General features: G+C 40.3%; 19 protein-coding genes. All 19 read left to right on the forward strand.

The features are described from left to right. The first annotated feature begins 47 nt into the window (after window positions 1–47). Window positions 48–935 carry an L-serine ammonia-lyase, iron-sulfur-dependent, subunit alpha gene (gene sdaAA, locus ACH6EI_RS03400; protein ID WP_013084817.1) on the forward strand — a complete coding sequence of 296 codons (888 nt, stop codon included), beginning with the start codon at window positions 48–50 and terminating at the stop codon, window positions 933–935. Continuing rightward, window positions 928–2,976, forward strand: coding sequence for an ATP-dependent DNA helicase RecG (gene recG, locus ACH6EI_RS03405; protein ID WP_028411447.1), 2,049 nt, complete (start codon window positions 928–930; stop codon window positions 2,974–2,976). Before sdaAA ends, recG begins: the two co-directional genes overlap by 8 nt. Window positions 2,977–3,239: 263 nt before the next feature. After that, window positions 3,240–3,803, forward strand: coding sequence for a transcription factor FapR (gene fapR / locus ACH6EI_RS03410; RefSeq protein ID WP_013058909.1), 564 nt, complete (start codon window positions 3,240–3,242; stop codon window positions 3,801–3,803). 20 nt (window positions 3,804–3,823) lie between these two features. After that, window positions 3,824–4,828 carry a phosphate acyltransferase PlsX gene (gene plsX / locus ACH6EI_RS03415; RefSeq protein WP_028411446.1) on the forward strand — a complete coding sequence of 335 codons (1,005 nt, stop codon included), beginning with the start codon at window positions 3,824–3,826 and terminating at the stop codon, window positions 4,826–4,828. A gap of 3 nt (window positions 4,829–4,831) precedes the next feature. Then, complete coding sequence (fabD, locus tag ACH6EI_RS03420) at window positions 4,832–5,776, forward strand: ACP S-malonyltransferase (protein ID WP_098999582.1); 945 nt, start codon at window positions 4,832–4,834, stop codon at window positions 5,774–5,776. A gap of 1 nt (window position 5,777) precedes the next feature. Then, window positions 5,778–6,518, forward strand: a complete 741-nt coding sequence (gene fabG / locus ACH6EI_RS03425; protein WP_013058906.1) for a 3-oxoacyl-[acyl-carrier-protein] reductase — start codon at window positions 5,778–5,780, stop codon at window positions 6,516–6,518. Between the two features lie 138 nt (window positions 6,519–6,656). Continuing rightward, a complete protein-coding gene (acpP, locus tag ACH6EI_RS03430; RefSeq protein ID WP_013058905.1) occupies window positions 6,657–6,890 on the forward strand; it encodes an acyl carrier protein in 234 nt (77 codons plus the stop codon). A gap of 181 nt (window positions 6,891–7,071) precedes the next feature. Beyond that, window positions 7,072–7,818: a ribonuclease III gene (gene rnc, locus ACH6EI_RS03435; protein WP_013058904.1), complete on the forward strand. Its 747-nt coding sequence runs from the start codon at window positions 7,072–7,074 to the stop codon at window positions 7,816–7,818. Between the two features lie 77 nt (window positions 7,819–7,895). Beyond that, window positions 7,896–11,456: a chromosome segregation protein SMC gene (gene smc / locus ACH6EI_RS03440; RefSeq protein WP_028411444.1), complete on the forward strand. Its 3,561-nt coding sequence runs from the start codon at window positions 7,896–7,898 to the stop codon at window positions 11,454–11,456. 25 nt (window positions 11,457–11,481) lie between these two features. Next, on the forward strand, window positions 11,482–12,480 hold the full coding sequence (ftsY, locus tag ACH6EI_RS03445) for a signal recognition particle-docking protein FtsY (RefSeq protein ID WP_013058902.1): 999 nt from the start codon (window positions 11,482–11,484) through the stop codon (window positions 12,478–12,480). Window positions 12,481–12,753: 273 nt separating this feature from the next. Beyond that, window positions 12,754–13,086: a putative DNA-binding protein gene (locus ACH6EI_RS03450; protein WP_025750337.1), complete on the forward strand. Its 333-nt coding sequence runs from the start codon at window positions 12,754–12,756 to the stop codon at window positions 13,084–13,086. Between the two features lie 12 nt (window positions 13,087–13,098). Further along, entirely contained in the window at window positions 13,099–14,442 is a 1,344-nt protein-coding gene (gene ffh, locus ACH6EI_RS03455) for a signal recognition particle protein (protein WP_028411443.1), read from the forward strand. A gap of 137 nt (window positions 14,443–14,579) precedes the next feature. Continuing rightward, a complete protein-coding gene (gene rpsP, locus ACH6EI_RS03460; protein WP_013058899.1) occupies window positions 14,580–14,852 on the forward strand; it encodes a 30S ribosomal protein S16 in 273 nt (90 codons plus the stop codon). 11 nt (window positions 14,853–14,863) lie between these two features. Next, the gene (locus tag ACH6EI_RS03465) at window positions 14,864–15,094 is read left to right on the forward strand and encodes a KH domain-containing protein (RefSeq protein ID WP_013058898.1); all 231 of its coding nucleotides are present in this window, start codon (window positions 14,864–14,866) and stop codon (window positions 15,092–15,094) included. Window positions 15,095–15,245: 151 nt separating this feature from the next. Continuing rightward, complete coding sequence (locus tag ACH6EI_RS03470; RefSeq protein ID WP_098999584.1) at window positions 15,246–15,629, forward strand: YlqD family protein; 384 nt, start codon at window positions 15,246–15,248, stop codon at window positions 15,627–15,629. Between the two features lie 12 nt (window positions 15,630–15,641). After that, window positions 15,642–16,154, forward strand: a complete 513-nt coding sequence (gene rimM / locus ACH6EI_RS03475; RefSeq protein WP_028411442.1) for a ribosome maturation factor RimM — start codon at window positions 15,642–15,644, stop codon at window positions 16,152–16,154. Next, window positions 16,154–16,894 (forward strand): tRNA (guanosine(37)-N1)-methyltransferase TrmD, encoded by a 741-nt coding sequence (gene trmD / locus ACH6EI_RS03480; RefSeq protein WP_028411441.1) that lies wholly within the window; start codon window positions 16,154–16,156, stop codon window positions 16,892–16,894. Before rimM ends, trmD begins: the two co-directional genes overlap by 1 nt. Before the next feature lie 161 nt (window positions 16,895–17,055). After that, on the forward strand, window positions 17,056–17,400 hold the full coding sequence (gene rplS, locus ACH6EI_RS03485; protein ID WP_013084808.1) for a 50S ribosomal protein L19: 345 nt from the start codon (window positions 17,056–17,058) through the stop codon (window positions 17,398–17,400). A gap of 180 nt (window positions 17,401–17,580) precedes the next feature. Continuing rightward, window positions 17,581–18,132 (forward strand): signal peptidase I, encoded by a 552-nt coding sequence (lepB, locus tag ACH6EI_RS03490; RefSeq protein WP_013058893.1) that lies wholly within the window; start codon window positions 17,581–17,583, stop codon window positions 18,130–18,132. Window positions 18,133–18,138 lie beyond the last annotated feature (6 nt).

Consider the following 18,138-nt stretch of genomic DNA (forward strand, 5'->3'; position numbering starts at 1 on the left):
ATATGGTTCTAAAGTGAAAATAAGACAGAATAATAGCGGAGGTTACTATGTTTCGAAATGTAGCAGAACTAGTAGAATTAGCAGAAAGTCAAAATGTGAAAATTGCAGAGATTATGATTCAACAGGAAATAGATATCACGGGAGTTACTCGTGAAGAAATCATGGAAAAAATGGACCGGAACTTAACGGTTATGGAAGAAGCGGTTGAACGCGGTTTAAAAGGGGTACAGTCTGTTACAGGTTTAACAGGCGGGGATGCAGTGCTGCTTCAAAACTATATTCAAAGCGGAAAATCTTTATCTGGAAATTTAATTTTAGATGCAGTTAGCAAAGCTGTAGCGACAAACGAAGTAAATGCGGCAATGGGTACAATCTGTGCAACGCCTACTGCTGGATCTGCAGGGGTAGTGCCAGGAACGCTGTTTGCAGTGCAACATAAGCTAAATCCCACTCGTAAAGAAATGATTGAATTTTTATTTACATCAGGTGCTTTTGGGTTTGTTGTAGCCAATAATGCGTCTATTTCAGGAGCAGCAGGCGGATGTCAAGCAGAAGTTGGTTCAGCTTCAGGTATGGCAGCTGCAGCGATCGTTGAAATGGCAGGAGGTACACCTAGTCAGGCAGCTGAAGCAATGGCAATTACTCTCAAAAATATGCTAGGATTAGTATGTGACCCAGTAGCGGGGCTAGTAGAAGTTCCATGTGTGAAACGAAACGCAATGGGAGCGGCGAATGCAATGATTGCAGCAGATATGGCCTTAGCAGGCATTACAAGTCGTATTCCATGTGATGAAGTCATTGATGCTATGTATAAAATTGGTCAAACAATGCCGGTTGCATTACGAGAAACTGCACAAGGAGGCTTAGCGGCAACACCAACAGGTCGCGAGCTTGAAGCGAAGATCTTTGGTATTGCATTAAATAAAAGTGAATGAACTAACAACTATTTCAATTAAAACCATTAAAGGTATTGGAGATGAAACAGCACAAGCATTAGAGGATATGCATATTCACAGTGTGCATGACTTGTTAGAACATTTCCCATACCGCTATGAAGATTATGAGTTAAAAGATTTGGCTGAAGCAAAGCACGACGAAAAGGTCACCGTAGAAGGAAAGGTTCACAGCGTCCCCTCGCTTACGTATTACGGCAAAAAACGTTCGCGCCTTACGTTTCGGCTGCTAGTAAACCGCTATTTGATTACGGTTACTTGTTTTAATCGCCCTTACTATAAATCAAAGTTAGAAATCGATCAAACTGTTACGGTTACAGGGAAATGGGATCAGCATCGGCAAACGATTAACTTGCAGGAGCTTCAATTTTCTCCGTTTGTTAAAAATCAAACGATTGAGCCTGTTTACTCAGTTAAAGGCAGCTTAACGGTCAAAGGAATGCGGAAGTTCGTCTCTCTTGCGTTGAAGAATTATGGCAGCAGCATTCAGGATATGCTCCCGGCCTCTATTCGTTCTAGGTACAAACTAGTAACGCGTGAAGAAGCGGTTAGAAGTATTCACTTACCTCGTGATCATGAAGATTTAAAACAAGCGAGACGTCGATTTGTCTATGAAGAATTTCTACTTTTTCAATTAAAAATGCAGGCGCTGAGAAAGCGCGAAAGAGAAGAAACGCCTGGAATGAAGCAAGCATTTGATTCAACTGATCTGGTAAACTTCACGAACTTGCTGCCGTTTCCGTTAACAAGCGCTCAAAAACGTGTAGTAAACGAAATTACGCACGATATGAAATCGCCTTATCGCATGAATCGCTTGCTGCAAGGTGATGTAGGGTCAGGTAAAACAGTCGTAGCAGCGGTTGCTTTATACGCCACTGTTTTAGCGGGACATCAAGGTGCTTTAATGGTACCGACTGAAATTTTAGCTGAACAGCATGCAGAGTCATTAACTGCGATGCTTGAAAAGGTAGGCATCAGCGTAGGCTTGCTAACAGGGTCTGTTAAAGGAAAAGCAAGAAGAGAGCTGCTTCAGCGAGTGAGAGACGGAGATGTTCATGTATTAGTAGGTACACATGCCTTAATTCAAGACGAAGTTATATATAATAGTTTAGGGCTCGTCATTACGGATGAACAGCACCGCTTTGGAGTTGGACAGCGCCGGGTTTTACGTGAAAAAGGAGAAAGTCCGGATGTACTGTTTATGACGGCGACTCCTATTCCAAGAACCCTTGCTATTACGGTGTTTGGAGAAATGGATGTGTCCATTATTGATGAAATGCCAGCAGGACGTAAGGCTATTGAAACGTACTGGGTAAAACATGATATGCTTGAACGTATTTTACATTTCGTTGAAAAAGAAATACACGATGGCAGACAAGCTTATGTTATTTGTCCATTGATTGAAGAATCGGACAAGCTGGATGTTCAAAATGCAATTGATGTGCATGCAACACTCACTCACTATTTTAATGGAAAAGCAAGCGTTGGTCTCATGCACGGAAGATTGTCACCTGATGAAAAAGAAGAAGTGATGAAACAGTTTAGCGTAAATGACGTGCAGATTTTAGTATCCACAACGGTTGTAGAAGTAGGAGTGAACGTTCCGAATGCAACCGTGATGGTCATTTATGATGCAGAGCGCTTTGGGTTATCTCAGCTTCATCAGCTAAGAGGACGCGTAGGACGAGGAGATGCACAGTCGTATTGTATTCTGCTCGCGGATCCCAAATCAGAAGTTGGAAAAGAACGAATGACCATCATGACGGAAACAAACGATGGATTTGTATTATCAGAAAGAGACCTAGAGCTTCGTGGGCCTGGTGATTTCTTTGGTAGAAAGCAAAGCGGGATGCCTGAGTTTAAAGTAGCAGACATGGTGCACGATTACCGTGCGCTTGAAGTAGCTCGAGAAGATGCTGCTAAGCTTGTAAATTCCGACAGCTTTTGGACAGAAGATCAGTTTGCACTGCTGAGAATACAATTAGAAGCAACGGGCGTATTAACTGGAGAAAAATTTGATTAGTAAAAGAGGCTGAAAGTAGTTTAGTTGAAGGGAAATCCGAACGATGAATCGAGATTCTTGATGAAGAATCCAACTCGTTCGGATTTTTTCATTGGTAGGGTGAACGTCGGTTTCATGTATGTAGATACTTTTAGCGGCTGTTAATAGTCATGAATATCCATAGTGTGATGCACAGAATACAGCATGTGAAAAATGTTGCAATTAGAAGGCAATGATTATATACTGCTATTAGTACCTAGTATTAAAAGTTCGGATGGTGGACAATGAAGCGCAGTAAAAAAGAAAGACAGCAGCTATTAAAAACGACAATTGAAGAAAACCCATTTATTACGGATGAAGAACTAGCAGACCGTTTTTCAGTGAGCGTTCAAACAATTCGATTAGACCGCCTAGAGTTGTCGATTCCTGAACTGCGAGAACGTATTAAGCATGTAGCTTCAAAACAACTAGACGAGGAAGTGCGTTCGCTTCCGATTGAAGAAGTAATTGGAGAAGTTATCGACATTGAACTAGATCAATCAGCGATATCTATTTTTGATGTGAAAACAGAGCATGTGTTTCAGCGTAATCAAATTGCTCGTGGTCACCACCTTTTTGCGCAAGCTAATTCGTTAGCTGTCGCTGTTATTAACAACGAACTAGCGCTCACAGCAGATGCGTCGATCCGTTATCATCGCCCTGTGAAGCTTCATGAGCGAGTGATAGCAAAAGCGAAAGTTCTGTCAACTAGTGAAGTGCGAACCACCGTTGAGGTAAACAGCTATGTAGGGCAAGAGCAAGTGTTCTCTGGCACTTTTAAAATGTATCGTTCTACAAAGGATAAATAATAAAAAGGATGAGACCCAACATGAAACTAGCTATTGATGCAATGGGCGGAGATCATGCACCGAAAGCCATTATTGAAGGTGTAGAAAAAGCTACTGCTCAATTTAAAGAATTACATATTACGTTAATTGGAAACGAATCAGAAATAAAAAAGCATTTAACAAATTCAGATCGTATTTCAATTATTCATACAGAAGAAACCATTGATGCAACTGATGAGCCAGTGCGAGCTGTGCGCCGTAAAAAACAAGCATCTATGGTATTAATGGCAAATGAAGTAGCCGAAGGTCGTGCTGATGCTTGTATTTCAGCAGGAAACACAGGTGCGTTAATGACAGCGGGACTTTTTATTGTAGGTCGCATCAAAGGCATTGAACGTCCAGCACTTGCTCCGACGCTTCCGACACTAGATGGAAAAGGCTTTTTAATGCTAGACGTTGGTGCAAACGTTGATGCCAAGCCTGAACATTTGCTCCAGTACGCTGTGATGGGGTCGGTGTATGCCGAAAAAGTACGCGGCATTCAAGCTCCTAGAGTGGGACTGTTGAACATTGGAACTGAAGATAAAAAAGGAAATGACTTAACCAAACAAGCTTTTCAGCTACTAAAAAACGCTGATCTCAATTTTGTAGGCAACGTGGAATCTCGTGATTTGCTAAACGGCGTAGCCGATGTGGTTGTAACAGATGGTTTTACAGGAAATATGACTCTTAAGAGCATTGAGGGAACGGCGCTTTCCTTGTTTTCAATGATTAAACAAGAATTAATGAGCACGTTAAAAAGCAAGTTAGCCGCAGCGGTACTCAAGCCTCAGCTGCAGGGTTTAAAAGCGAAAATGGATTACAGTGAATATGGAGGAGCAGGGCTGTTTGGATTGCATGCGCCTGTTATCAAAGCGCACGGTTCGTCGGATGCGAATGCAGTATTTAGCGCGATTAAGCAAGCTGTGAATATGGTGGAAAACAATGTGTCTTCCACTATTCAAAAAGCAATCGAACAAACTGCTAATGAAGAAAAGGAGAGATAAGAAATGGGGAAAATTGCTTTTATCTTTCCAGGCCAAGGGTCACAAACTGTTGGTATGGGAAAAGATTTATATGATGAAACAGAGGAAGCAAAAAAGCTGATTCATACAGCTGACGAAGCTTTAGGGTTCAGTCTTTCAAACATTATTTTTGAAGGGCCTCAAGAAGAATTGACTTTAACTTATCACGCTCAACCTGCTCTTTTAACAACGAGTACAATGCTGCTTGAAGCGTTTAAAACGAGCGGAATTACACCCGATTTTGTTGCGGGTCACAGTCTAGGAGAATACAGTGCGCTTGTGGCTGCTGAGGTTTTATCGTTTAAAGATGCTGTTGTGGCTGTTCACAAAAGAGGTCGCTATATGGACGAAGCTGTACCAGCAGGTCAAGGTACAATGGCAGCAGTGCTTGGCATGTCTGCGGAAGATCTAGAAGCCGTTACCGCTCAAATTTCAAACGAAGGCGACGCTGTTCAGCTTGCAAATATTAACTGTCCGGGTCAAATTGTTATTTCAGGTACGGTAAATGGCGTAGAAAAAGCAGGAGCTCTTGCCAAAGAAAAAGGTGCAAAACGCGTGATTCCTCTAGTGGTAAGCGGTCCGTTTCACTCTAGTTTAATGAAGCCAGCTGCTGAAAAATTACGTGATACGCTAGAAACAGTGGGCTTTAGCGATGCGAAAGTTCCAGTCGTAGCAAACGTAACAGCAAAGCCGGTTACTGACAGTCAAGATATTCAAAACAAGCTAGTGGAACAACTGTATTCTCCAGTGAGATGGGAAGAAACAGTTGAGACACTTCTTGCAGAAGGTGTAGATACATTTGTTGAAATTGGACCAGGAAAAGTATTATCAGGTCTTGTGAAAAAAGTAAATCGCCGTGCGGCTGTTTACGCTGTTAATGATCTTACATCATTAAAATCAACGATTGACGCACTAAAAGGGGGAGAATAAAATGTTACAAGGGAAAGTTGCAGTTGTAACAGGCGCTTCTCGCGGAATTGGTCGTGCCGTTGCAATTGAGCTGGGAAAGCTTGGTGCTAAAGTAGTTGTAAACTATTCTGGAAGCGAAGCGAAAGCTCTTGAAGTTGTGGATGAAATTAAAGGACTAGGAACGGATGCAATTGCTGTACAAGCAAATGTGGCAGAAAGTGATTCTGTACAAGCAATGATAAAAGAAGCGATTTCTACATTTGGTTCAGTAGATATTTTAGTAAACAATGCGGGCATCACACGTGATAATCTTCTTATGCGTATGAAAGAAGACGAATGGGATGATGTTATTAATACAAACTTAAAAGGCGTGTTTTTGTGTACAAAAGCGGTTACTCGTCAAATGATGAAGCAGCGCGCAGGACGCATCATTAACATTTCATCAATTGTCGGCGTCAGCGGTAATGCTGGACAAGCAAATTATGTAGCAGCAAAATCAGGCGTGATTGGTTTAACAAAAACAACTGCCAAAGAATTAGCAAGCCGCAATATTACAGTGAATGCAGTTGCTCCAGGTTTCATTGCAACAGACATGACGGATAAATTGAATGAAGAAGTTCAGGCGGAAATGTTAAAGCAAATTCCTCTTGCAAGCTTTGGCCAGCCTGAGGATGTTGCGAACGCAGTTGCGTTTTTAGCATCAGATGCAAGCCGTTATATTACGGGTCAAACGATTCACGTTGACGGCGGAATGGTGATGTAAAAAAGGCACTTTACGAAAAGTGCAATTTGGTGATAAAGTACAAAGGGACGTTTACTAGGCGACCGATAAACTTTATTATTCAACCATAGTATTTTAGATGGAAATCATCTATAATGACTTGAGGGGAGGTGAAGAACAATGGCAGAGGTACTAGAACGCGTAACAACAATCATTGTTGATCGTCTTGGTGTAGACAAAAGTGAAGTGAAACTAGAATCTAGTTTCAAAGAAGACTTAGGTGCTGACTCTCTAGACGTAGTTGAATTTGTAATGGAGCTTGAAGAGGAATTCGATATTGAAATTTCTGACGAAGAAGCTGAAAAAATTTCAACTGTAGGAGATGCAGTTAATTACATACAGAGCCAAATTTAATCTGTAGTATATGTATGAAAAGCCCCGTTAAACAGCGGGGCTTTCTCTTCTTTTTAAGAATTTCAAAAAAAGACCTCTTTTTTTTGAAAAGGTAGTGTATCTTTTAGGATACCTCGTTTTATAATGAGAGATGGTAGGGAAAAACTACGAAACAATTGAAGCAGGTAAGCGGAGGTATTTTATGCCTAAACAATATTCAAATCGAGATCGAAAGATGAACGTGAAATTCAAGCAAAATTTTGCCGAGTTTCAAAAGGAAATTGGTATTCAGTTTACAAATGAAGCGCTTCTTTTTCAAGCATTTACACATTCATCCTATGTGAATGAGCATCGCAGAAGACCGTATGAAGACAACGAGCGTCTTGAGTTTTTAGGAGATGCCGTATTAGAGCTAACCGTATCACAATTTTTATTTAAAAAGTATCCAACGATGAGTGAAGGTGAGTTAACGAAGCTTCGTGCAGCAGTTGTGTGTGAACCGTCGCTTGTTACTTTTGCAAATGAAATGGATTTTGGTAAACTAGTGTTACTTGGAAAAGGTGAAGAGATGACGGGCGGCCGATCTAGACCGGCTTTACTGGCCGATGTGTTTGAAGCATTTATCGGAGCTCTTTATTTAGACCAAGGGCTTGATACGGTAGTAACAATTCTAAAAAAAGTTGTCTTTCCAAAAATTAATGAAGGTGCTTTTTCTCATGTGATGGATTTCAAAAGCCAGCTTCAAGAAGTGATTCAACGTGATGGAGTTGGACAATTAGAATACAAAGTTTTGCAAGAAAAAGGTCCAGCGCATAATCGCGAATTCTTATCTCGCGTATCGTTAAATGGTGAAGAGCTCGGCGTTGGTGTAGGCCGTTCGAAAAAAGAAGCAGAGCAAAAAGCAGCTCAAGTAGCTATTACGAAAATTAGAGCAAGTCAAACGAAATAAAATGATCCCCCTCTTAACGCATTCGTTATAAAGGGGGATTTGCTATGAAAAGATTACATGTGTGAGGGGGGATTTCTATGTTCCTCAAACGATTAGATATTGCAGGGTTCAAATCGTTTGCAGAAAAAGTATCGATAGATTTTGTGCCAGGTGTAACGGCGGTAGTAGGACCGAATGGGAGCGGAAAAAGCAACATTACGGATGCTATACGCTGGGTGCTTGGAGAACAGTCAGCCAAATCGCTTCGTGGAGGGAAAATGGAGGACATTATTTTTGCAGGAAGCGAATCACGCCGTGCGGTAAACGTGGCTGACGTAACGCTGACTTTGGAAAATGATGACCAGTTTCTCCCGCTTGATTATCATGAAGTTAGTATCACAAGGCGCGTGTACCGCTCAGGAGACAGTGAATTTTTTATTAACAACCAGCCGTGCCGTTTAAAAGATATTGTCGATTTATTTATGGACTCAGGACTTGGAAGAGAAGCTTTTTCGATTATCAGTCAAGGAAAAGTAGAAGAAGTACTAAGCAGTAAATCTGACGAGCGCCGTAAAATTTTTGAAGAAGCAGCAGGTGTATTAAAATACAAAACGCGTAAACGAAAAGCGGAGCTTCGGCTTCTCGAAACGCAAGAAAATTTAAATCGAGTAGTAGATATTCTTCATGAAATTGAAGGTCAGTTAGAGCCTTTACAGATTCAATCGTCTATTGCAAAAGATTATTTGCAGAAAAAAGAAGAATTAGAGCACATTGATGTGGCTGTTACGGTATTTGAAGTTGAAGATCTTCATCAGAAATGGGAAAAATTAAAAGCTGAAATGGCTCAGCACGAGCAGCTTGAAGAATCTCTCGCGACGAATATTCGCACGCGTGAAGGAGAAATCCAGACCCTTCGTTCGCATATTCAGCAAATTGATGAACAGCTAGACTCTTTACATAAAAAACTACTATATGTAAGTGAAGAAGTAGAAAAGCTAGAAGGCAAAAAAGAAGTATTAAAAGAGCGTAAGAAAAATGCTTTTCAAAATAAAGAGCAGCTGGAACGTTTAGTAAAAGAGTATACTCATAAGCATCAAGAGTTAAGTAAAGCAAAAGACAGCGAAGGAAAAGATCTTGAGCAATCTCAAAAAGAAGTGCAAGAGATACGTCTGAAGCTTACTGAGCAGGAACAGTTGTTCAGGCAGTACAGTGAGAATCTAGAAGAAAAACTTGAACAGATGAAAAGCGAATATTTTGAATTAGCGAACGCTCAAACATCCGCTCGAAATGAAATTTCATTTTTAGAGCAGCAAAAAATGCAAACGTTTGAAAAAGAGCAGCGCTTAACAAAATCCAACGAGCAATACGTCCAACAGCGCCGTGAATTAACGCAGCGAAAAGAAGCGGCGATCAAAAGGCTCGCTCAGTTTCGTCAAGAGCTTCAGCAGGCTGTACAAGTGTATAAGCAGCAAGGAGAGAAGCTTGAGTCATTAAGGCAAGCCTATCGTAAACAAGAGTCTACGCTTTATCAAGCTTATCAGTACGTGCAACAGACAAAATCACGAAAAGAAATGCTTGAAGAGATGCAAGAAGACTATGAAGGTTATTTTCACGGTGTAAAAGAAGTATTAAAAGCGCGTGATGGGAAGCTTGCAGGTATTAAAGGTGCCATTGCTGAGCTAATTAATGTCCCAAAAGAGTATGAAACAGCGCTTGAAATTGCGCTTGGAGGAGCAGCTCAGCACATTGTCGTTCAAGACGAACAAAGTGCCCGTCAGGCAATTGGCTTTTTGAAACAAAACGGTTACGGAAGAGCTACATTTTTACCACTGACGTCTGTAAAAGACCGTTATGTTCCGGCTCAAACTATTTCTATGCTAGAGAGTCACGAAGCGTATGTAGGAATCGCTTCATCTCTTGTTAAATACGAAGCTACTTACGACCGAGTTATTAAAAATTTGCTTGGAACCGTTATTGTTGTCAATGATTTAAAAGGCGCGAATGAACTTGCCCGTCTTGTGCAGCATCGCTATCGTTTTGTGACCGTTAAAGGGGATGTGGTCAACCCCGGTGGTTCGATGACAGGCGGTTCAATGAAGCAAAAGTCCAACTCTTTGTTAGGCCGTCAGCGTGAAGTGGAAGCCATTACGGCAAAAATAGAAGAGATGGAACAAAAGACGCTTGTGCTCGAGCAAGATGTGAAAGATAAAAAGTCACAGATTGAAGAGCTTCAACAGGAAATTAATAAACAGCAGGCATTTGTGGAACGCTTGAAAGACAAAGAGCAGGAATCTGACCGAGAAGTAAAGCAAATTGACATCGAAGAAAAAGCAGTGAATGACCGCTTAACCATGTATGATCATGATATTGCTAGCTTTAGACAAGATCAAACAAGCTTGTCCGCTCGAATTGATGAGCTGCATACGAGTTTGCAGGGAAATCAGCAGCAGGCAAATGTATTAGAGAAAAACATTGAAGAGTTAGCTGCACGCAAGCATACACAGCAAACGTCTAAAGAAACGGTTCAACATGAGCTTACAGAAGTAAAAGTGCTTCTTGCGAAAAAAGAACAGTTCCTCACAAATCAGCAAGAAAAATACGAAAGAGTGTGCTTTGAGCTTGATCAAACCATTCAGCGTTTGTCTGAAGCTACAGATGATCTTTCTCTTTTAACGAGTGAAATCACGAGCAACGACTCGGGTGAACTTCAGCTCGAAGAAGCGGCGCATGAGCGAATAAAAGAAAAGACAGAAACGTTACAATTAATGGATGACTGCAGATCAGAGCGGTTGAAAGCCCAGAATAAGCTTGAAGACGAAGAAAGGGTTGTAAAAGAGCTCCAGCGTCAGTACAAACAAATTACGGATGCTTTAAAAGATGAAGAAGTCAAAATCAATCGAATTGACGTAGAGCTAGACAGCCGTCTCCAGCAGCTGACAGAAGAGTACGAAATTAGCTTTGAAGCAGCAAAAGAAAAGTATCCTTTAACATTAGATATTCAAGAAGCAAGGAAAAAAATCAAGCTCATTAAGCTGGCAATTGATGAATTAGGAACCGTAAACTTAGGTTCTATCGAACAATACGAACGCGTTTCAGAACGCTATGAATTTTTAAATACGCAGCGAGCTGACCTCGACGAAGCGAAAAATACCCTGTATCAAGTGATTGAAGAAATGGACGAGGAAATGAAGAAACGTTTTTCTGATACGTTCTCTCGTATCCGCAATGAATTTGGTACAGTGTTCTCTTCACTATTCGGAGGAGGAAAAGCGGATTTGAAATTAACGGATCCGAAAGATCTATTAAATACAGGGGTGGAAATTGTTGCCCAGCCTCCTGGGAAAAAACTGCAGAATCTAGGGTTGCTGTCAGGCGGCGAGCGTTCGTTAACAGCCATTGCCCTCCTGTTTTCTATTTTGAAAGTACGTCCGGTGCCGTTTTGTGTGCTAGATGAAGTGGAAGCGGCGCTTGATGAAGCGAACGTTCATCGCTTCGCTACGTATTTACGCAAATTTAGTAATCAAACACAGTTCATTGTTATTACTCACCGAAAAGGTACAATGGAAGAAGCTGACGTACTGTACGGTGTGACAATGCAAGAATCTGGCGTATCGAAATTAGTCTCTGTTCGTTTAGAAGAATCAAAGCAATATGTTTAACTCATAGAATGAAAGGGTGGTACGAATGAGCTTTTTTAAGAAATTAAAAGAAAAAATTACAATGCAAACGGATTCTGTTACACAAAAATTTAAAGATGGACTATCAAAAACACGCAATTCTTTTTCGGAACGTGTGAATGATCTAGTGTCTCGCTATCGTCAAGTAGACGAAGAGTTTTTTGAAGAATTAGAGGAAATTTTAATTAGCGCTGATGTCGGCGTGGCTACCGTGTTGGATTTAATTGATGACTTAAAATCGGAAGTGAAACGCCGTAATATTAAGGACCCTCAAGATGTACAGGCTGTCATCTCTGAGAAATTAATTGATATTTATGAATCTGGTGAAGAGCAGATTGGTGAATTAAATATGCAGCAAAATGATTTAACGGTTATTTTGTTTGTAGGGGTAAACGGCGTTGGGAAGACAACAACAATTGGGAAAATTGCGCATAAATTCAAACAAGAAGGCAAAAAAGTCGTAATGGCGGCAGGAGATACGTTCCGTGCCGGTGCGATTGAGCAGTTAGAAGTATGGGGAGAACGCGTTGGTGTTGATGTTATTAAGCAATCTGCAGGCTCTGACCCTGCCGCTGTCATGTATGACGCTGTTCAGTCAGCCAAGGCTCGAAAAGCAGATGTTTTATTATGTGATACAGCAGGTCGCCTTCAAAACAAAGTGAATTTAATGAAAGAATTAGAGAAAGTAAAGCGTGTTATTGAGCGAGAAATTCCTGGTGCTCCGCATGAAGTGCTTCTCGTACTTGATGCGACGACCGGTCAAAACGCTTTAAGTCAGGCTAAAACATTCTCAGAAGCAACGAACGTGACTGGAATTGTGTTAACAAAACTAGATGGTACGGCTAAAGGCGGAATTGTTCTTGCCATTCGAAACGAACTGAAGCTTCCTGTTAAATTCGTTGGACTTGGAGAAAAAGTAGACGACCTTCAGCCGTTTGACACGGAGCAATATATCTATGGGTTATTTGCCAATGCTGTAGAAGAAGAAACAGAAAAAGAGGCGTAATCTAAAAAGAGGCTGGGATAAAAGTATCTTAGTTGAAGGAAGATCCGAACGATTAATCGTTCGGATCTTTTTATTAGTAGGGTGGACGCAGGTTTCATATTTAGTCGTCTTTAAATTGAAGTAATTTAGTTATGTTTCCATCTCTTTTAAGTGGAAAAATGTGAGGTGTTAAGGAAAAAACTTGACATTCAAACCTCGCCTAGTTAAACTAATAACATGTAAAGGCTTTTCACTTAACAAGGGGGCGGTCAGATGGTTGAAAAGAGCGTGCATATGCTCGAGAAAACAACAAGAATGAATTACTTATTTGACTTCTATCAGGCGCTGTTGACGCCCAAACAAAGAAGTTATATGTCACTTTATTACTTGGATGATTATTCCCTCGGTGAAATAGCGGAAGAATTTGATGTGAGTCGTCAAGCAGTTTATGATAATATAAAACGTACAGAGCAAATGCTTGAACAATATGAGGAAAAGCTATTGTTATTTCAACGGTTTCAAGAGCGTCAATCAATTGTTCAACAACTGAAAGACGAACTTGCAGCCGACTTACACAAGAACAGTAAGCTTTCTTCTCTTCTTGATTCGCTCGAGAAATTAGATTAGGGGGCGGCGTATATGGCATTTGAAGGATTAGCCGACCGTTTGCAAAGCACACTGCAAAAGTTAAAAGGAAAAGGAAAAGTTAACGAAGCTGATGTTAAAGAAATGATGCGTGAAGTTAGACTTGCCCTTTTAGAAGCCGATGTAAACTTTAAAGTAGTAAAAGACTTTGTTAAGCGCGTAAGCGAACGTGCTGTAGGTCAAGACGTTCTTAAGAGCTTAACGCCTGGACAGCAAGTTATTAAGGTTGTACAAGAAGAATTAACTGCACTTATGGGCGGAGAGCAAAGCAAGATTGCAGTAGCTCCAAAAGCTCCAACTGTAATTATGATGGTTGGACTTCAAGGTGCAGGTAAAACAACAACAACTGGTAAACTTGCCAATTTATTACGTAAAAAATATAACCGTAATCCATTGCTTGTAGCAGCAGATATTTATCGTCCGGCAGCTATTAAACAGCTTGAAACACTAGGGAAACAGCTTAGCATGTCTGTTTTTTCATTAGGTGATCAAGTAAGTCCTGTGGAGATTGCGAAACAAGCTATTGCTCATGCGAAAGAAGAGCATCACGATTATGTATTAATTGATACAGCGGGACGTTTGCATGTTGATGAAAATCTAATGGAGGAGTTAGAACAGATCAAAGAGCTTTCTAACCCAGACGAAATTTTCCTTGTTGTCGATGCGATGACGGGTCAAGATGCAGTAAACGTTGCGGATAGCTTTAATAAGCAATTAGGATTAACTGGCGTTGTATTAACGAAACTAGACGGCGATACGCGCGGTGGTGCAGCGCTTTCTATTCGTGCAGTAACTGATACACCAATTAAGTTTGTCGGTCTTGGAGAAAAGATGGATGCTATTGAAGCATTCCACCCAGAGCGTATGGCTTCCCGTATCTTAGGTATGGGTGATGTGCTGACGCTTATCGAAAAGGCTCAGGCAAATGTAGATGCTGAAAAGGCAAAAGAGCTTGAAGCTAAGCTGCGCACGCAGTCATTTACATTCGATGACTTTTTAGATCAACTTGCTCAGGTGCGTCAAATGGGACCGCTTGATGAGCTAATTGGTATGCTTCCGGGCGCCAATAAAGTAAAGGGGCTCAAAAACCTGCAGGTTGATGAAAAGCAAATTAATCATGTAGAAGCAATTATTCGTTCGATGACGAAAGCGGAAAAAACAAACCCTGAAATCATTAATTCAAGTCGAAGAAAGCGTATTGCAAAAGGAAGCGGACGTTCTGTACAAGAAGTCAACCGTTTGCTTAAACAATTTGAAGACATGAAAAAAATGATGAAACAAATGACAAATATGTCAAAAGGCAAGAAAAAGGGTATGAAACTTCCATTCTTTTCATGATAAAATGCTTGATTTGAACTGAAAAAACCAAAGAAAATAAAATATTTTTCTAGTGTTAAGAAAAAAACCTTTACAAACATTTTACCTATTTGATATTATATTATCTTGTTGAAACATATTCGGAGGTGCTTTATAAAATGGCAGTAAAAATTCGTTTAAAACGTATGGGAGCTAAAAAATCTCCTTTCTATCGTATCGTAGCAGCAGACTCTCGTTCACCACGTGATGGACGTTACATCGAAGTAGTTGGAACTTACAATCCTGTAGTTCAACCAGCTGAAGTTAAAATCGATGAAGAGCTAGCTCTTAAATGGTTACAAAATGGTGCTAAACCATCTGATACAGTTCGTAACCTTTTCTCTAACGAAGGCATCATGGAAAAATTCCATAATGCTAAATTAGGAAAATAATTTCACTCGAGATGACATCACTAATCGAAACAATTGTAAAGCCGCTTGTTGATTATCCAGCTGATGTTAAAGTGGAGGAACAAGAAGATGAACGTCAAGTGACTTACATCCTTACTGTTCACCAAGAAGATGTCGGCAAAGTAATCGGCAAACAAGGCCGCGTTGCAAAAGCGATTCGAACTGTTGTGAATGCAGCAGCATCACAGCAAGGTAAAAAAGTGTATGTGAAAATTCAAGAGTAATCAAAAAGGGAGAGGGATAACCTCGCCCTTTTTTTATGTTATGATAAGATGAACGTTTTGATCACAGTAAGTCTTTTGCGAGCAAGAAGCAGCTATTTCAATATGCATGTAAAAAGCACAAGGTCACTATCTTGAGGGCGGAGGGAACGTTTTGAACATTATTCAAAAAGTGGTTGTGAAACAAGTGTTAACTGAAGCAAGCAAACAAGATCTTGAAAATCGTTTTATAAACCGCAAGCAGGCGCTTGAAAAGGAAATGGAACAGCTGAAATTTCAGTTAAAGCACATGGAAAAAGCCAATAAAGGTTCTTCTTTATTACATAGTCAATTTGAAAAAGAAAAATCCGCTCGCCTTGAAAAAATTGAAGTGTTGAACTTTCAGCTGACGCAATTAGAAAAGCTTCCTTTAGGGAGCGAACTCGTTGAAACGGAACTGGATGCCTTAATAGAGGTAAAAATCGGCGATGATTGGGAAAAGATAAAAGAAAGTAAAACAATTATTATAAAAGATAGCAAAGTTGTTGAGATTAGATAGAGGTGAAGAAGCATGAAATGGTTTAAGGTTGGAAAAATTGTGAATACCCATGGTGTAAAAGGAGAAATTCGTATTGTATCAACTACGGATTTTGCTGATGAGCGCTATGAAAAAGGAAATAAACTTTATATCTTCAAAGAAAAGCAAAGCGAGCCGGTAGAAGTAACGGTAGCAAGCCATCGCAGGCATAAAAATTTTGATCTGCTTACATTCGAAGGCTATCACAACGTAAATGATGTTGAGCAGTACAAAAACTGCGAAGTGAAAATTCCTGAGGAGCAGCTAACGGATTTAGAAGACGGTGAATTTTATTTCCACGAAATTATTGGCTGTACAGTAAAAACAGAAGACGGAGTAGAGGTAGGAACGGTCAAAGAAATTTTAACGCCGGGAGCTAATGATGTGTGGGTCGTTAAAAAAGGCGGAAAAGAAGTTCTTATTCCTTACATCGACGACGTTGTACAATCTATTGATATAGAGGAAAAAGAGATTGTTATTACAGTAATGGAAGGGTTATTGGACTAATGAAAATTGATGTACTATCGCTATTTCCTTCTATGTTTGACGGTGTTTTTGGTGAATCAATTTTGAAAAAAGCACAGGAAAAAAATGCGGTTGAACTGAATGTAGTTAATTTCCGAGAATATTCTACGAACAAACATCAAAATGTGGACGATTATCCTTACGGCGGAGGTGCTGGAATGGTATTGACACCTCAGCCTATTTTTGACGCTGTAGAAAAGCTGACTGAATCAGCTAAGAAGCCCCGGGTAGTTTTGCTTTGTCCGCAGGGCGAACGCTATACACAGGCAAAAGCAGAAGAACTAGCAGCAGAAGAGCATTTAATTTTTATTTGCGGTCATTACGAAGGATATGATGAACGAATTCGTGAGCAGCTGGTAACTGATGAAATTTCAATTGGTGACTATGTATTAACTGGAGGAGAGCTTGGTGCAATGGTTGTGATCGATAGCGTTGTTCGCCTGCTTCCTGATGTCCTTGGCAATAATCATTCAGCTGTGCAAGACTCACACAGTACAGGTTTACTAGAGCACCCCCACTATACGCGTCCTGCTGATTTTAGAGGCTTAACAGTTCCTGAAGTACTTATGTCAGGAAATCATAAAAAAATTGAACAGTGGCGCCAAAAAGAGTCTTTAAAGCGCACGTTGCTTCGAAGACCGGATATGCTTGAAAAGATGGAGCTAACGGAAGAGCAAAAGAAACTAGTAGCTCAATTAAAAGAGGAAAACAACCTTTCATAAATCCATAAAATTTATGCATAAACTCTGTTGCATACGGTATAAGAGTGTGCTAAGATAGATTTTGTGGCTTGGGCAGATGTCTGGTCACCTATAACGATGTTCCGCTGCAATGATTGAAAAGCATTGGTATGAGCGTCTGTTGGAAGGAGTTGAAACACGCGATGCAAAAATTAATCGAAGAGATTACAAAAGAACAATTAAAAACAGATCTTCCTACGTTCCGTCCTGGTGATACTGTACGTGTACACGTAAATATCGTTGAGGGTACTCGTGAACGTGTTCAGGTATTTGAAGGTGTTGTTATTAAGCGTCGTGGCGGTGGTATCAGCGAAACATTTACAGTACGTAAGATTTCTTACGGTGTAGGTGTAGAGCGTACATTCCCACTTCATACGCCAAAAATTGCAAAAATCGAAGTAATGCGCCGCGGTAAAGTACGCCGTGCGAAACTTTATTACCTACGTGAATTACGTGGTAAAGCTGCGCGTATTAAAGAAATTCGATAATAGTAAAGGGGAGCTTGTTTATACAAGCTCCTTTTTTCAAATGTTTTTTTAGAACGATTCGTTCTCTGACAGTGAAAAATAGACGTACAAGTCATCATTTTTTTATTCTATTTATTTATTAGGCGTTTCAAACATTATCGTTTAAAATAAAGGTATGACATAAGAGTTGGAGGACTGAAGATGGCTCGAAAGAAAAATGAACTGTGGGAATGGATAAAAGCAATCGCCATTGCCGTACTGTTAGCTGTTGTAATTCGCTATTTTTTGTTTGCACCGATTGTAGTAGATGGACTTTCTATGATGCCTACGCTGCATGACCAAAATCGAATGATTGTAAATAAGTTCTCCTATAAGATTGGTGATCCTGATCGCTTTGATATTATTGTTTTTCATGCTACAGCGGAAAAAGATTACATAAAACGTATTATCGGACTGCCGGGTGATCATATTGAGTATCGAAATGATACGCTATATGTAAATGGAAAAGCTTATAAAGAGCCCTATTTAGATCAGTATAAAAAAGAAGTGATTGACGGTAATTTAACCGAAGATTTTAAACTAGAAGACGTAACGGGTAAAAAGACCGTGCCAGAAGGCTATTTGTTCGTGATGGGAGACAATCGACGCTACAGTAAAGACAGCCGTCAGATTGGCTTTGTGAGCATGGACAAGGTGCTTGGTAAAACGAGTGCCGTATACTGGCCGATTAAAGAAGCGCGTTTTGCAAAGTAAAATATA

The organism is Priestia sp. JSM ZJ58 (assembly GCF_044383985.1).
GTDB classification, from domain to species: domain Bacteria; phylum Bacillota; class Bacilli; order Bacillales; family Bacillaceae_H; genus Priestia; species Priestia zanthoxyli.

Coding starts and splice junctions, on each gene's coding strand:
- sdaAA (WP_013084817.1), top strand. CDS start 48: ATGTTTCGAAATGTAGCAGAACTAGTAGAATTAGCAGAAAGTCAAAAT.
- fapR (WP_013058909.1), top strand. CDS start 3,240: ATGAAGCGCAGTAAAAAAGAAAGACAGCAGCTATTAAAAACGACAATT.
- plsX (WP_028411446.1), top strand. CDS start 3,824: ATGAAACTAGCTATTGATGCAATGGGCGGAGATCATGCACCGAAAGCC.
- fabD (WP_098999582.1), top strand. CDS start 4,832: ATGGGGAAAATTGCTTTTATCTTTCCAGGCCAAGGGTCACAAACTGTT.
- fabG (WP_013058906.1), top strand. CDS start 5,778: ATGTTACAAGGGAAAGTTGCAGTTGTAACAGGCGCTTCTCGCGGAATT.
- acpP (WP_013058905.1), top strand. CDS start 6,657: ATGGCAGAGGTACTAGAACGCGTAACAACAATCATTGTTGATCGTCTT.
- rnc (WP_013058904.1), top strand. CDS start 7,072: ATGCCTAAACAATATTCAAATCGAGATCGAAAGATGAACGTGAAATTC.
- smc (WP_028411444.1), top strand. CDS start 7,896: ATGTTCCTCAAACGATTAGATATTGCAGGGTTCAAATCGTTTGCAGAA.
- ftsY (WP_013058902.1), top strand. CDS start 11,482: ATGAGCTTTTTTAAGAAATTAAAAGAAAAAATTACAATGCAAACGGAT.
- ACH6EI_RS03450 (WP_025750337.1), top strand. CDS start 12,754: ATGCTCGAGAAAACAACAAGAATGAATTACTTATTTGACTTCTATCAG.
- ffh (WP_028411443.1), top strand. CDS start 13,099: ATGGCATTTGAAGGATTAGCCGACCGTTTGCAAAGCACACTGCAAAAG.
- rpsP (WP_013058899.1), top strand. CDS start 14,580: ATGGCAGTAAAAATTCGTTTAAAACGTATGGGAGCTAAAAAATCTCCT.
- ACH6EI_RS03465 (WP_013058898.1), top strand. CDS start 14,864: ATGACATCACTAATCGAAACAATTGTAAAGCCGCTTGTTGATTATCCA.
- rimM (WP_028411442.1), top strand. CDS start 15,642: ATGAAATGGTTTAAGGTTGGAAAAATTGTGAATACCCATGGTGTAAAA.
- trmD (WP_028411441.1), top strand. CDS start 16,154: ATGAAAATTGATGTACTATCGCTATTTCCTTCTATGTTTGACGGTGTT.
- rplS (WP_013084808.1), top strand. CDS start 17,056: ATGCAAAAATTAATCGAAGAGATTACAAAAGAACAATTAAAAACAGAT.
- lepB (WP_013058893.1), top strand. CDS start 17,581: ATGGCTCGAAAGAAAAATGAACTGTGGGAATGGATAAAAGCAATCGCC.